5 protein-coding genes and 1 pseudogene are annotated in these 16,125 nt (G+C 58.4%); 3 read left to right on the top strand and 3 right to left on the bottom strand.

The features are described 5' to 3' along the window. Positions 1-914: 914 nt before the first annotated feature. Positions 915-1,616, bottom strand: a pseudogene (locus F8N49_RS16250) (mechanosensitive ion channel family protein); the annotation flags it as partial. 191 nt (positions 1,617-1,807) lie between these two features. Between F8N49_RS16250 and F8N49_RS16245 the strand changes: the two are divergent. Next, positions 1,808-3,148: a DEAD/DEAH box helicase gene (locus F8N49_RS16245; protein WP_024012040.1), complete on the top strand. Its 1,341-nt coding sequence runs from the start codon at positions 1,808-1,810 to the stop codon at positions 3,146-3,148. 50 nt (positions 3,149-3,198) lie between these two features. Here the strand turns inward: F8N49_RS16245 and F8N49_RS16240 are convergent, their stop codons facing one another. Then, complete coding sequence (locus F8N49_RS16240) at positions 3,199-3,474, bottom strand: hypothetical protein (protein ID WP_071174732.1); 276 nt, start codon at positions 3,472-3,474, stop codon at positions 3,199-3,201. A 432-nt stretch (positions 3,475-3,906) separates the two neighbouring features. Here F8N49_RS16240 and F8N49_RS16235 point away from each other — a divergent pair, with 432 nt between their 5' ends. Beyond that, positions 3,907-14,706: a filamentous hemagglutinin N-terminal domain-containing protein gene (locus F8N49_RS16235; RefSeq protein ID WP_151551909.1), complete on the top strand. Its 10,800-nt coding sequence runs from the start codon at positions 3,907-3,909 to the stop codon at positions 14,704-14,706. Between the two features lie 64 nt (positions 14,707-14,770). Here the strand turns inward: F8N49_RS16235 and F8N49_RS16230 are convergent, their stop codons facing one another. After that, positions 14,771-15,505, bottom strand: a complete 735-nt coding sequence (locus F8N49_RS16230) for a thioredoxin family protein (protein ID WP_151551908.1) — start codon at positions 15,503-15,505, stop codon at positions 14,771-14,773. 172 nt (positions 15,506-15,677) lie between these two features. Between F8N49_RS16230 and F8N49_RS16225 the strand changes: the two genes are divergently transcribed. Next, positions 15,678-16,070 carry a transcriptional regulator gene (locus F8N49_RS16225; RefSeq protein WP_122691640.1) on the top strand — a complete coding sequence of 131 codons (393 nt, stop codon included), beginning with the start codon at positions 15,678-15,680 and terminating at the stop codon, positions 16,068-16,070. Positions 16,071-16,125: the final 55 nt, after the last annotated feature.

Below are 16,125 nucleotides of genomic sequence, written 5' to 3'. Positions count from 1 at the left end.
TTTCGTTTTTTCATATGGCTTGTCCTCTAGGTCTTGTAAATCAAGGCTTTGACTTTTTTGGGATCAGATCGCAGATCAAAATGGTTGTCGGCGTGGGATATATATAATTAGCAGATGTGGAAGATATAGCGTCGTAGCGGATTGAGATCGGGATCTCAGTTAGATAAGGGAAGTTATCGATGAACGGTCGCAGAGCGGGCTGTTGGTGAGGGTGGGTTTACATTTTCTGAGACGAGTACAGGGCTGAAGGGCAATGGGATGAACACAGCCTGAATGGCCTCAAGTCGGCTCGGTTCGCCCCAAGCAGCGGGTTTCCTGGGCGATGCCCACCTAAGCTCGAGACACGGACGCTTCATCAGCAGGGTAGGACTGTCAACGTGGCATCTAGGGACGCCTGCTCCATTAGTCGAGAGGAACCTGTGGAACCGAACTGTTCTGTGTTGGGGTCACGCTCTTGGGGGGGGGGCAAGGACTCGCAGAGACTAGGTTGAGATCTGGATCGCACATGTATGCACCTCAAATCGACTGAGATATGTTCATTCGGCTACCGCACTTTCAACCCCACCCCTTTCTCTTTCTTTAGCCTAGTGGGTATGACTCCCATCGGTCTGAGTGTGCTGATCTCTCAGCAGTTCATTAGCCAAGCGAATAGCACTCGAGGATGGGCCTCTTTTGCCTATGAGGGGGCTGTAATAGCCGTGCAGCGCGCACCAGCCAGTTGGTTTTTTTTGTTGTCGGCTAGAAGACGTTGGTCGTTGGGCCTCAACCCACCTGTTGGGGGATTTGGGCTACCTGTTAACCAAGCGTAAAGGGAGGGAGAGCTTCGGGCTTGGCTTCTAGGAAACCTGGGACACAGTTGTCCATTTTTTTGAGGAATTCACAGGGATTAGTCAATCGGTAAAAACTCACGGGTGGTTCTGCACCTTGACCGTGTGCAGCGTGATGTCGACCACGTCGCCATCGGCACCGACTTGCGGCATCTCGATCCAGTCGCCGACGCGCAACATGTCGTTGCTGGTCAGTTGCACGCTGGCGACGAACGACAGCAGGGTGTCCTTGTAGACCAACAGAATCACCGCCGACATCGCACCCAGACCCGACAGCAGCAACAGCGGCGAGCGGTCGATCAGGGTGGCGACGATGATGATCGCGCCGAACACGTACAAAACCATTTTCGCCAGTTGCACGTAGCCTTTGATCGAGCGTGTACGCGCATGCTCGGTGCGCGCGTAGATGTCGAGCAGGGCGTTGAGCAGGGCGCTGACCGCCAGCAGCAGGAACAGGATGGTGAACGCCAGCGCGACGTTGCCGAGAAAATTCATCGCGGTTTTGCTCAGCTCCGGCACCAGGTGCAGGCCGAACTGGATCACCAGCGACGGCGTCATCTGCGCCAGTCGTTGAAACACCTTGTTGTGGCGAAAGTCGTTGATCCAGTGCAGCGCCGGTTGGCGGCCGAGCATGCGGCTGGCGTGCAGGATCAGGTAACGCGCCACTCGTCCGAGCACCAGCGCGATGACCAGCAGCACCAGCAGCGCCAGTCCCGATTGCAGAAGTGGGTGCTCTTCGAGCGTGCCCCAGAGGCCTTGGGCTTTGAGCCAGAGCTGTTTGATATCCATAAGCGGAACATTTCTTCTGTAAGACGCGAGGGCCGATTAGAGCATTTAAGACGCTGTGTATTGCAGCGAGTGACAAATCGGGCAACAAAAAAACCACTGATTGTCGCCGTTTGCACAAAGAAACTCGGCCTGAGCGCTCGAAACCGGTAACCTATGCAGCTGTTTTTTTGCATATCTTCGAGGTAGCACCCGTGTTTTCCCAATTCGCCCTGCACGAACGCCTGCTCAAAGCCGTGGCCGAGCTGAAATTTGTCGAGCCAACGCCAGTGCAAGCCGCGGCCATCCCGCTGGCGCTCCAGGGGCGTGATCTGCGGGTGACGGCGCAAACCGGTAGCGGCAAAACCGCCGCTTTCGTCCTGCCGATCCTCAATCGCCTGATCGGCCCGGCGAAGATCCGCGTCAGCATCAAGACGCTGATCCTGCTGCCGACCCGTGAACTGGCCCAGCAGACCTTGAAGGAAGTCGAACGCTTCTCGCAGTTCACCTTCATCAAGTCCGGCCTGATCACTGGCGGCGAAGACTTCAAGGTGCAGGCGGCAATGCTGCGCAAAGTGCCGGACATCCTCATCGGCACCCCGGGGCGGATGATCGAGCAGCTCAATGCCGGCAACCTCGACCTGAAAGAAGTCGAAGTGCTGGTGCTCGACGAAGCCGACCGCATGCTCGACATGGGTTTCGCCGAAGACGTGCAGCGTCTGGTCGATGAATGCCCGAACCGTCAGCAGACCATGCTGTTCTCCGCCACCACCGGCGGTTCCGGCCTGCGCGAGATGATCGCCAAGGTCCTGAACAACCCGGAGCACCTGCAGCTCAACGCCGTCAGCCAGCTCAACTCGACGACTCGTCAGCAAATCATCACCGCCGACCACAATCAGCACAAAGAGCAGATTGTGAACTGGCTGCTGGCCAACGAGACCTACCAGAAGGCCATTGTCTTCACCAATACCCGCGCCATGGCCGACCGCATTTACGGCCGCCTCGTGGCGCAGGAATACAAGGCGTTCGTGCTGCACGGTGAGAAAGACCAGAAGGATCGCAAACTGGCGATCGATCGTCTGAAGCAGGGCGGTGTGAAAATCCTCGTCGCGACCGACGTTGCGGCACGTGGTCTGGATGTAGATGGTCTGGATCTGGTGATCAACTTCGATATGCCACGCAGCGGCGACGAATACGTACACCGCATCGGTCGTACCGGCCGCGCCGGCAACGACGGTCTGGCGATCTCGCTGATCTGCCACGGCGACTGGAACCTGATGTCGAGCATCGAGCGCTACCTGAAGCAGAGCTTCGAGCGCCGCACCATCAAGGAAGTCAAAGGCACCTACGGCGGACCGAAAAAGGTCAAGGCCTCGGGCAAAGCCGTCGGCGTGAAAAAGAAAAAGACTGACGCCAAGGGCGACAAAAAGAAAACCGCCGCCAAGACGCCGACCAAGCGCAAGAGCGTGAACCGGCCGAAGCCGGATTCCCTTGTCAGCAGCGACGGCATGGCCCCGCTCAAGCGCCGCAAGCCAGCCGAGCCAGCGGCTGAATAACGCGTTCTAAACGCATAAAAAAACCGGACATTGTCCGGTTTTTTTTCGTCTCAATTGTCGGCTTTCTTCTCCGCCGACCCCAGTTCCTTCAAACGCTGATCGATCAGCTGGCACTTGTCCGGCAGATCCGCGCTGGCCGTGTCCAGATCCATTTTCTGCAACTCGGCGTTGATCTCCTTGGCCTTTGCCGGATTCTGCTCGGTGAGCCTGGAGACTTCCTTGGCCAGTTGTTCGCGTTTGATCGTCGCCTCTTCCGGCGTGCAGGCCCAGACGGGCAGGGCGCAGGCAAGGGTGGCGGCGAGGGACAGCTTGATCAGGGTTTTCATGGGCAGGCCTCAGTTCCGGTTAAGGCGGGTTGAACGGTTGAGGTCTGAAGCACCGGAAAAGTTCCTTGTTGAAACGTTTGACGATTAAATCGTGTCACCAAATAGTGGTGATCTTCAGAAAAATACCGCGATCAAGCGAAAAGCCGCGTCCCAGAGCGTTATTGAAAAAAGCGTGTTGGTGACTTGTTGACGTCAGAATGATGGCACTCTACTATCAGGGTGTCACATTGATGTCAGTGTGTGTTTTCGAGGGACTGAAAGCATTTGTCGCAGACTAATTCTGCGTTCGTTTTCGCTAGCCTTGGACGTTCTGACCAAGGCGAACCCTCCCCAATTTGTCATGCGTTGTTACCGGCCGGTTCATTTATGGCCGGGTATGGATCGTTTTGTCTGTCGATTTTGCCGATCAATCCGCTGCATGAGACCCACAACATGGATGTCCGCCACCACTCCTCTATCGTGCAACCACGCCGCGACGCCCTCCAAGACGGCGCGCATTTCTGCGGGATGCCCAAGCGCGGGCTGGCGTTCCTGCTGGCCAACGTCATGTTCTGGCAACCGATGTGGGCACAGGCCGACGGCATTGTAGTGGCCAACCCGAATACGTCTTTGGATCGCGCCGGTAACGGCGTGCCGATCATCAACATTGCCACGCCCAATGCCAGCGGTCTGTCGCACAACCAGTTTCATGATTACAACGTTGGGGCCCAGGGCGTCATCCTCAACAACGGCTCGACACAGACTTCCGCCACCCAACTGGGCGGGCACATCATCGGCAACCCTAACCTGAAGAGCAGCGGTTCGGCGCAGGCGATTCTCAACGAGGTCATCAGTGGCAACCCGAGCCAATTGCGCGGCTACACCGAAGTGGCGGGGCAGGCAGCGCGGGTCATCGTCGCCAACCCGTACGGCATCACCTGCAACGGCTGCGGGTTTATCAACGCACCACGGGTGACGTTGACCACTGGTAAGCCGGTACTCGAGAACGGTCGGCTGGATCGCTTTCAGGTTGATCAAGGTTCTGTGGTCATCGAAGGTACCGGGCTTAATGCGAGCAACGTTGATCATTTCGAAATCATCACCCGCAGCGCAAAGATCAACGCGCAACTTCAGGCACAGAATTTGACGATTGTTGCCGGGCGCAACGACGTCAACGCACAAACCCTCGACGCCACCGCCCGCGCCGACGATGGCAGCGCCCAGCCGCAACTGGCCATCGACTCTGCGGCACTCGGTGGCATGTACGCCGGGGCGATCAAACTGGTCGGCACCGAGGCCGGGGTCGGGGTGAAACTCGATGGCAAACTCATCGCCAGTGGCGGTGATATTCAGCTCGATGCCAACGGTCAGTTGAGTCTGGCCGATACGTCCGCGACGGGCGCGGTCAACGTCAAAGCCGCCAGTCTCGATGCCCGCGGCCCGGTTTACGCCGGCACCAGCGCCAACATGCAAACCCAAGACAATCTGACCAACCGCCAGACCCTCGCGGCCCGCGACAACGTCTCCCTCAGCGCCGGCGGCCAACTGACCAACACCGGTGCCATCGAAGCCGGTGTCAACGCCGATGGCAGCCGTAACACAACTGGTGATCTGAGCCTCATCGCAAAGACCCTCGACAACACCGGTAAAAGTCTGACCGCCAGCCGTAACCTGACGGTGAGCGCCGCGCAGAGCCTGAACAACCAGGGTGGCCGCCTCAGTGGGCAAACCACCGTCATCACGGCGGCAGCACTGAACAACAGTAACGGCGAGATTGCCAGCAGCGGTACCACTCGGCTCAACGCCGGTTCGGCGAACAACCGCAGCGGTCAAGTTCTTGGCGATCTGGGCCTGGATATCGACCTCAGCGGTGCCATGGACAACCGAGACGGCGTGCTCGGTTCCGCAAAGTGGGTGAGTTTCAGCGCAGCCAGTCTGGATAACCGAGATGCCGGTGCGCTGGTCAGCGATGGTGGGTTGAGCGTGCGTGTCAGCGGATTGCTCGACAACCGTAACAAGGGCGAGATTACTGCCAAAGGCGCCATCGATGCGCAGACCGGTAGTCTCGACAACCGCGATGGCAAAGTCATTGGCAAAACCACCTTGGTACTGCGCAGTGATTCGGCGGATAACCGCGTCGGAACGATTCAGGCTGATCAGCAAGTGACGCTGAGTGTCGGTCAGTTCGACAACCGCGACAAAGGCAAGGTCAGCGGCAAGGCCGCGATCGCTTACTCCGGCATACGTCTGGATAACAGCGGCGGCTTGATCAGTGCTGTCGGCCCGGTCACGCTCACGATTGCCGAGGTGCAAAACGCGCTGGGGCGTATTTCCAGTCAGGGTGATCTGCTCGCCACGATTGGTCTTTTGCAACAGCAGGGCGGTGCACTGGTGGCGCAGGGCAACCTGAGCCTCACCGGCAAGACCCTCGATAACCGCAACAACGGGTTGGTGGGAACCACGAAAGCATTGACGGTGAATGTCGAAGAGATCGACAACCGCGCCGGGGAGTTCTCTGCCAGCGAGTCATTGACCATCACCGGACAGCATCTGAACAACGCCGACGCCGGCAAGGTGCTCGCTGGCAAGAACCTGACGCTGGCAGTCGCTTCCGTCAACAACCAGAACCAAGGCTTGATCAGTGTCAAAGGGGCGGCGACGCTGAAGGGCCGCGTGCTGGATAACAGCAACGGCAATTTCGACAGTCTCAACGGCTTGGACATTGCACTTGACGAAGCCTTGCTCAACGTCCAGGGCCTCGTCAGCAGCGAGGGTGCACTGACCATTCGTGCCGGTCGTATCGACAACAGTGCCGGGAGTCTGGGCAGTGCCGGTGAGCTGCTGTTGCACAGTCGTGGCGATCTGCTCAATCAAGCGGGTTCGATCAGCACTGACAGCACTTTGACCCTCAAAAGCGACCGTCTCGATAACAGCCAGAAAGGTTTGATCTCCAGCAAGGCAGTCGCCCGACTTGACAGCGGCGACTTCGATAACAGCCATAGCGGTCAGATGATCAGTGGTGCTGCGCTGGATATCAAGGCCAAACAGGTCAACAACGGCTCAGGACGAATCGCCAGCCAGCAGGCCTTGACGATGTCTGTCAGCGGGCTGGATCAGCAGGGCGGTGAACTGTTCAGCAAGGCCGATCTGACCCTTGATCTGAACCACGGCCAGTTGAACAACCAGAAAGGTCTGATCAACGCACCCGGTGCGTTGTTGCTGAAAAACCTCAACGGCGTGAACAACCAGGGCGGTGAAATTTCCAGTCAGCAAGCCTTCACGCTGGCAGCGCATGACCTCGATAACAGCAGTGGCAAACTGCTCAGCCAGCGGGATCTGACGCTGCGGATCGAGCAAGCGCTGAACAACATCAAAGGCATTATGGCCGGTGCATCACTGGACAGTCATAGCGACAGTCTCGACAACCACGAAGGCTTGATCAGCAGTCGCGGCGAGTTGTTGCTGGTCACCGACAAAACCCTTGCCAACCAGCTCGGTACAGTCATTGCCGACGGACAACTCACGCTTACTGCGCAGACTCTGGATAACGCCAGTGGCAACATCGCCGGCAAGTCCGATGCCACCGTCAACGCAAAGAGCCTGAATAACCAGAAAGGCCAGATGATTGCCACCGGCGTCCTCGGTCTGACCGCCGAAACACTCGATAATCGCCTGGGTGGTCTTTTGGGGGCCACGCAGGCCCTGACTATCAATAGCGGCGAGATAGATAATCGTGGAGGCGAAATCACCAGCCACTCGACCGTGGCGATTGCCGCCGACAAAGTCGACAACAGCGATGCCGGACAGATTTTCTCGGGTCAGGCGCTCACGCTGACAATCGATCAGCTGCGCAATCGCAACAGCGGTCTGATCAATTCCCGATCCCTGCTCGATTTGCACGGACGCGTGCTGGATAACAGCGGTGGCAATCTGTTCAGCCTGCAGCAGGCGCACCTGGATCTGAGCGGTGCATTCGACAACAGCCACGGCAAGGTCAGCAGCGAACGCCAGTTGACGGTCAAAACGGCGCAACTGAGCAACACCCAGGGCAGTTTGTCGAGCGCTGAAGATCTGACGCTCGACAGTCAGGCCGCGGTCGATAATCAGGGCGGTTCACTGGTGACCGATGGCGCGCTCAAGCTCGCCAGTACCCGTCTGGATAACAGTCACAACGGCACGATCAGCGCCAAGGGCGCGGTGACGGTCAACACCGGAATGTTTGACAATAGTCAGTCCGGGCAACTCAACAGCGCCAGCACGCTGGATCTGCAGGCCACTCTGGTCAATAACGGTGACCGAGGACGTATCGGCAGCGAAGATGCGCTGACCGCATCGGTGACCGGCCTTGACCAGCAGGGCGGCCAATTGTTCAGCAAAACCAGTCTGAGCCTGGACATGAACAATGGCCAGTTGAACAACCAGAATGGCTTTATCAACGCGCCCGGTGCCTTGCTGCTCAAACAACTGAACGGCGTCAATAATCAGGGGGGCGAGATTTCCAGCAAACAAGCCTTCACCTTGACTGCGCAAAGTCTGGATAACAGCAACGGCAAGCTGTTAAGCAGCCAGGGTCTGACGTTACGCATTGCCAATGCGCTGAATAACGTCAAAGGCGTCATCGGTGCGACGTCGATTGACGTGCGCAGCGGCAGTTTGAACAACAGCGGTGGCAGCCTGGATAGCCGAGGCAATTTTGATCTGGCCGTCGACGGCATGTTGCGCAACGATGCCAGTGGCGTGATCAACGCCGATACGGCGCTGCACATCAGCAGCGGCGATTTGAACAATGATGGCGGGATGATATTGGCGGTGGACGCCATCAAGTTAAACGCCATGGCGATGAACAACCGTAACAACGGTCTGATCAACAGCCGGGGGACTTTGTCACTGACCGGAACCACTCTGGATTCCAGCAACGGCGGCGAGGTGTCGGCCAAGGACGATATCCATCTCGCGCTGAACGCGTTGACCCAGAATAGCGGCCGGCTGCTGGGGGAAAAGGCCGTCACGGTGAACCTGGCCGGTGGTGACCTCGACAACCGCAACGGTTTGCTCACAGCCAACGGCTTGCTGACCCTTGAACGTCTGCGTGATCTCAATAACGACAGTGGCGAAATCTCCAGCAGCCTCGGATTCGACGTGGTTGCACGGACCGTGATCAACAACGCTGGCAAATTGATCAGCAGCCAGAAACTGACCGTCGACGGTACGGCTCTGGTCAACCGCAACGGCCTGATTTCAGGTTGGGAAGGTCTGATCGTCAAAGGTGCCAGCCTCGATAACCGCGCCGGTGGCACGCTCTCCAGTCGCAACGGCAATGTGCGCGTGGCACTGCAGGGCGAACTGCTCAACAGCGGTTCTGGCGCGCTGGTCAGTCATGGCACGCTGAACGTTTCGGCCGGCAGTCTGGACAATAGCGACAAGGGCATTATCAGCAGTGGCGAGGGCCAGACACTGGCAGTGGATGGAACGCTGAGTAACGCTCAGGGCGGTCTGATCGACAGCGGCGCGACACTGAATATCAACAGTGGTGCACTGAGTAACGTCGGCGGTACGGTCAATGCGCAACAGGCGATCGAGGTCAGCGCGACAGGGCTGGACAACCGTAACGGGCAGATCGTCAGTGATGCGGCGATCAACCTCAAGCTTTCCGGACAACTGAACAACAGCGCCGGCAAACTGGCCGGCGCGGGGCCTTTGAGCATCAAAGGCGTTACCGATCTGGGCAACCGCAACGGTCAACTGATCAGCCAGAGCACGCTGGACCTGCAGACGCAGTCGCTGGACAACAGCGACAAGGGCACCCTTGCCGCCAGCGGCGAGCTGACCATCAGTGCCAGTGGGGCGGTGCTCAATCATGCCGATGGCTTGATCTACAGCCAGACCGCCGGCCTGGTACTCAAGGCCAACAGTCTGAGCAACGCCAAAGGCGCGATCCAGAGCCAGAACGGTTTGACGCTTGATGTCATCGCCGACCTCGATAACCAGAGCGGCAGAATCATTGCTGAAACCGGCGCTGTCAGTGTCAACGCGGCCAGCATTGACAACCGTGGCGGCGTGCTGGCGAGCATAAAAGGCCTGTTGGAAGCACGCACTGTTGGCGTCCTGCGCAACGGCGTCGACCTGAATAACAACCGGCAGGGCGGCATCATTCAGGCGCAGGGCCTCAAAGTCACCGCTCTGGCCGGGTTGAGCAACAGCGGCGGGCGGATTTCGGCGCAGGCCGCGGATTTGAGCATTACCACGGCGGCGATGGATAACAGCAACGGCGGTATTTACGCAAAAAACCTGCTCAGCGTGAGTGGTAGCCGACTGGACAACAGTGTCGGTCAAATCGCTGCTAATCGTATCGATCTGGCTCTGCTCAACGATTTGAACAACCGCGGCGGTGTCATCGAAAGTGACACCATCCTGACAGTCCAGGCGGCCAGTCTGGATAACCAGACCGGCAAGCTGCGCTCGCTGAGCAACAGCGGCAAAACCGTGTTCCAGATTGGCGGACTGCTAGACAATCGCAACGGCGTAGTGGAAACCGGCAACACCGATTTGACGCTGGCCGTCGGCAGCTTTCAGAACAGCGGCGGGCAACTGCTGCATCTGGGCGAGGGCACGTTTGACATTTCCACAGCCAATGTCACCGGCGCAGGCGGCAGCATCGTCACCCGCGGCGGGCTCACACTCAATGCTGATAGCTGGAGCAACTCCAGCGTGATTCAGGCAGGCCGGCTGAACGTGAACGTCAACAATTTCAGCCAGACTGCCAGTGGTCAGATATTGGCATCCACGCACCTGCAAGGGCGCGGTGGCAACTGGAACAACGACGGCTTGATCGCCAGTGACGGCACGCTGGATGTGCAACTGACCGGCAGTTACGGCGGCAATGGCCGGGTTTCAAGCGTAGGTGACCTGACGCTTGGCGCGGCGCAACTGACTGTCAACGAGGCTGCCAGTGTGGCTGGAGGCGGTTTGACCAAGCTCAATGTGGGCGGCCCGTTGACCAATATGGGCCGGCTCACCTCCGCCGATGCAATGGAAATCAGAGCCGGTACGGTCATTAATCTCGGCACCCTGGCCAGTGCCAAAAACATGTTGATCAACGCGCAGAACCTGAGCAACAACCGCATCCGCGTCAATCAGGGTTCACTGCTGTTCAGCGGTGGTCATATGAATCTGCAGGTCGGCACCCTGACCAACACCTACAGCGACCTCTACAGCCTGGGTGACATCAATGTACTGGGTTACAACGGCGCCGACCGTGCAGGCCGGGTTGACAACCTGTCCGGGCGCATCGAGTCCACCGGCGACATGTCGCTGAAGTCGGCAGTCGTCAACAACAAGATGGAAAACTTCAGCGTCACCACCACCGAGGGCGATTCTTCGTCCATCGGTGTGCGCTGCTTCAACTGTGATTCAGCCCGGCCCAAGCACATGGAGGACGTTGATTCACACCTGGTCTGGCAGCAAACGTTCAACGTCACAGTCTCGGGGGATGCCGATGCATCCAGCATCACCGCCGGACGTAACCTGAGCGTCACCGGGTCAGAATTCATCAACTCCAACTCCACGGTGTCCGCGTCGTCCGACATCACCATCAATGTCGATACGTTCAACAACTCCGGAAGTTCACTGGGCAGCTATTCGTCGCTCAAGTACATCACCAACAGCGCGCCCAAGCCCGAGTTGTGGGATCAGATCGTCAATTACAACAGCCACAATGACGCGGGCTACAACAAGGACATCCGTTTCTGGACGGCCGGTGGCGTAGAGTCCCAAGTGACACCCTGGATCAGAAACAACCCGCATGTTGGGGAAATCCGGACACAGTACATCGGCACGTATTCGAATGATGTGTGGGGTGGCGGCGATATCGTCTTCGGAGCCTCCCAATATGCTTCGGGTGTTCGCGTGCAGGCGCCGGCGGAAATCATCAACGCCACGCCGTTCCAGACGGTCATTACCGAGTCGGCGGGGAAGACCTACGTCCCGGCGATTGTGCAGGCCGGTGGCAACGTAGCGATCAACGCGACCAACAACATCAGTAATGGCGAGCTGAAGTCGTTCAGTGCAACCGCGGCAGGCCCGGGAAAGACAGCCGACACGCGCGCGGGGGGTGGGGCCAAACCTACCGTTATCAGCCTCAACCGCCAGTTGCCGCCAGACCTTGCGCAGCAACAAGTCAACCCGTTGGCCTCCCCCGGGTTCGCATTGCCGAGCGGGCAGAACGGCCTGTTCCGCTTGAGCGGTCAAGGTGCCAGTTCAGAAAGCGCGGCGCCGCTGCCCGGTGGTTCGCAGAACTGGACGATTGGCGGCGCCTCGGTCACGCAGACTCTGCGTCAGGTTGATGTGCCGGGCGGCGGACGGACACTGACGTTCGACGCGATCAACGCGGTCGGCGTGACTGATCGGCAACTGAGCACAGTCGATCGTAAAAGCGCAGATCCGAGCAGCGGCCAGAGCGCCATTGATACCAGCGTTCAGTTCGGCGGCGGCCCGTCGGGCGGCACACCGAGCACTTCGCTCAAGGACAACGCCAGCCAGACACTGGCCCGGGTTCAGGGGTTGCCCGATACCCGGGCCCCTTCGAACGCGCATAAGTATCTGATTGAAACCAACCCGGTCCTGACCGAGCTTAAGCAGTTCATGAGTTCCGATTATCTGCTGGCCAACCTCGGTTACGATCCCGACCAGAGTGCCAAGCGCCTGGGCGATGGTTTGTACGAACAGCGCTTGATCCAGCAGGCGGTGGTCGAGCGCACCGGGCAGCGATTCATCGATGGTCAGACTTCCGATGAAGGCTTGTTCAAGTACCTGATGAACAATGCCATTGCCAGCAAGGATCAGCTCAATCTGTCGGTCGGGGTGACACTCACCGCCGAGCAGGTGGCGGCGCTGACCCACGACATCGTCTGGCTCGAAGAACACGAAGTGAATGGCGAGAAAGTGCTGGTGCCGGTGCTCTATCTGGCGCAGGCCAATAATCGCCTGGCGCCCAATGGCGCGTTGATCCAGGGCACCAACGTGAAACTGATTGCCGGCGAGGATCTGCATAACACCGGCACCCTGCGTGCCAGTAATAACCTGACCGCAGCCGCTGGCAATGACTTGGTCAACAGCGGCCTGATCGAGGCGGGCAACCGTCTCGATTTACTGGCTGGTAACAGCATCGTCAACCAATCGGGCGGCATCATCACCGGGCGCGATGTCAATCTGGTCGCGGTCAAGGGCGACATAATCAACGAGCGCACGGTGACCAGCAGCGGTTTTGCCTCACAGGGCTACTCGCAGCATCGTGAGTACCTCGACAATGCATCGCGCATCGAGGCCAGCAATGATCTGAAAGCCAGTGCCGGCCGCGACTTCATCAGTACCGGCAGCGCCCTGACCAGTGGGCGCGATACCGTGATCGAGGCGGGACGCGACGCGAGCATCGTATCGGCGCAAAGCAACAACTCCGCGTTTACCGGCGCCACTACCAGCAGCGTTCACCAGGTCGGTTCGACTGCAACGGCCGGTCGGGATTTGACGGTCAATGCCGGTCGGGATCTGTCGGTGATTGGCAGTCAGATCAGCGCCCAGCGTGATATCGGCATGAGCGCCGACCGTGATCTGTTGATCGCCTCGGCCGAAGAGGAATCCCACTCCTATTACAAATCGAAAAAGGTCACCGCGCAGGAAGACCACATCGATCAGATTGCCAGTTCAATCAGTGCCGGTGGCAAGGCCGGGTTCACCTCAGGTAAAGACCTGACCGTGGTGTCGAGCCGGATCACCGCTGGCGACGAAGCCTATCTGTTCGCCGGCAACGACATCAACGTGCTGGCTGCCGAGGATTATGACTATTCGCTGTACGACAAAAAGAAAAAAGGCAGTTTGGGACGCAAGGAAACCCGGCGTGACGAGGTGACCACGGTTACCCACATCGGCAGTGAAATCAGCAGTGGCGGCGATCTGACGATCGCCAGTGGCGGTGATCAGCTCTATCAGGCAGCCAGCCTGAAGGCTGGCAAGGACCTGACCATCAGCAGCGGCGGTGACCTGAGCTTCGAGAGTGTCACCGACCTGAAAAAGGAGAGCCACGAGAAAAGCAAGAGCAGTCTGGCCTGGACCTCGGCCAAAGGCGCCGGGCAGACCGATGAAAGTATTCGCCAGAGTCATTTGCTGGCGGCCGGTGACATCGTTATCAAGGCGGCCGGCGACATTCGTATCGACGTCAAGGAAGTCACCCAGAAAACCGTGGCCGATAGCATCGATGCGATGGTCAAGGCTGACCCGCAACTGGCATGGCTCAAGGACATGCAGAACCGCGGCGACATCGACTGGCGCATGATCAAGGAAGTGCATGACCAGTGGGATTACGAAAGTTCCGGCATGGGCATGGGCGCCGCGATTGCCGTGGCGATCATTGTTACGGTGTTGACGGCGGGCGCAGCGAGCGCGGCAGTCGGCGGCACTCTGGCGTCCGGTACCGGATCGACCTTCGCGGCAGCGACAGCGACCACCGCTGCCGGCGTTGGCAACGTTGCCTTGACTGCGGTGATTACCTCAATGGCCAGTACGGCGGCGGTCAGCGCCATCAACAACAAGGGCAATCTCGCTGACACACTCAAAGACGTGCTTTCGGAAGAAAACATCAAGAGTTATGTCACGGCGGCGATCATTGCCGGCGCCGGTTCCTATACCAACACTTGGGGGAAAGTGGTCGGGCCGCAGGGCAACCTGATCACTCAAAGTGTCACCGAGCGACTCAAGGCTTATGCGGTCAATACCGCACTCAAGGGGCTGCTGACTGGCGACGGCAGCGACAAGTCTTGGCTGACCATTGCCGGCACGGGGGCGCTGGCAGAAATCTATGCGTACTGGACCGGTCGTGGACCGGACATCCGCCCAGGCGAAGATCGCCCAGGTGGCCCGGAATTCACGCAGCTTGAAGATGGTCTGGTGCCTCGCGAATGGATCAATGGCGAATGGGTCGAGGGCAAGAATATTGGTCTGAATAAAGAGTGTGCATCGTTGCTGGCTGTCTGCCACGGCACTTTGATCAGTAATATTGCCAACTCGGTACCGGGGATGAATGCCTTTGCCACCTTGCATGATACTTGGATGGATAAGCTGATCATTGCCAAAGGTGGCATGGATATGACGCTGATTGAAAACCTCGGCACCATGCCCCCGGCATTGGTTGTCAACTATGGTGCGCTATATGACCAGTATCGGCCATTGATTGAACAGACCAAGCGGGAAGCCAGGCAATGACACCGTCGCCTGTAGTAGTACTCGGGCTCAGCCCGGGTACTTCCGGTTGCGGCTGCCCTGTCGATTACTGACGATGGCAGCAGTCTGATTGGTTGCCGCCTTCATACCGATCATGATGCCGCACCCATTCCATGATCTCGTCTTCATTCCTGCCCTTGGGCGTCAGATCCAGATAGTGGTAAGCGCCAACCAGCATGTCCAGACCGCGCGCGTATGTGGAATAGGTGTGGAAAATCTCCCCTTTGTCGTTGCGATAAAACACGCTCAACCCCGGCATTTCTTCCTCGGCGCTGTCGGTTTTTTCGTAGTTGTAGGTAGCCTTGCCCTCGGCGACGTCTTCAGCCCGGGCGCAGACGCCGAAGTCGTAATTGAAATCGCAACCTTCTGACGAAACCCAGTCGAACTTCCAGCCCATCCGCTTTTTGAAATCCTGAAACTCGTTGAACGGCGCATGGGAAACTGCAACCACCGCGACGTCGTGATGGGCCAGGTGCTGGTTGGCGCCGTCGATGTGGTCGCTGAGGAACGAGCAGCCCTGGCAGCCTTGCTCCCAGCCTTTGGCGAACATGAAATGGTAGATGATCAACTGGCTGTTGTTGCCAAACAGGTCGTTGAGCTTGAGCTCGCCGTTCGGCCCTTGAAAATGATAGTCCTTGTCGACTTTCTCCCACGGCAGGGCGCGGCGCTCGGCGCTGAGGCGATCGCGTTCCCGGGTGAAGGCTTTTTCGCGGGCCAGATGCTGCTGACGGGCGGCGAGCCATTCTTTGCGCGATACTACCGGATGGTTTGTAACGTTCATGACCATGTCTCCTGCGAGTTGAACCGGCTGTTTCAGCCTAGTCGTTCATCGTGCGAGGGAATCGACAGCCGCCGGTCGGTCGGGTCCGGAAATACTGCTGAACGGCTGCGCAGCGCTTCGGTCACAACCTTGAAAGCGGCACAAAATCACCCGCACCGGAGGTTGGATCAGGATGACGACTTATAACTGGGATTTGATTGAACGTTTGCTGCATGAAGTGCAGAACAGCGCTGGCCAAAGCTTCGCTCCCCGCGCTTATGCCGAAGATCATGCGGCCGAGAAAGCCAGCGCCGGCGAGCCGATCGACAATCTCGATCACTTGAAAACCCTGGCCTGTGATTATGAAAAGCTCTTGCTGGAGCGCGGATTCATCGAGCCGCGGCCGGATCACGAGGGCAGTACTGGCAACAACTTCATTCTGACCCCGCGCGGCTCCAGCCTGTTGAGCCTGATCGACAGCAGCATCCCCGGCAACGACCACCCGCGTCAGGTGCTGGATGAGCAGCAGGATGCGCTGGATGAGGTGACGTTTGATGAAGTCGCCTCAAAGGCTCAAATCGCCTGAGCCAGTGAAATACGCCCTGTGGGAGCGAGCCTGCTCGCGAAAACGGTCTGTCAGT

Origin of the sequence: Pseudomonas sp. GXM4 (assembly GCF_008923895.1) — a bacterium.
GTDB classification, from domain to species: Bacteria; Pseudomonadota; Gammaproteobacteria; order Pseudomonadales; family Pseudomonadaceae; genus Aquipseudomonas; species Aquipseudomonas atacamensis.
Note: the sequence above shows the minus strand (reverse complement) of the source record. Positions and strands in the feature narration are given on the sequence as shown.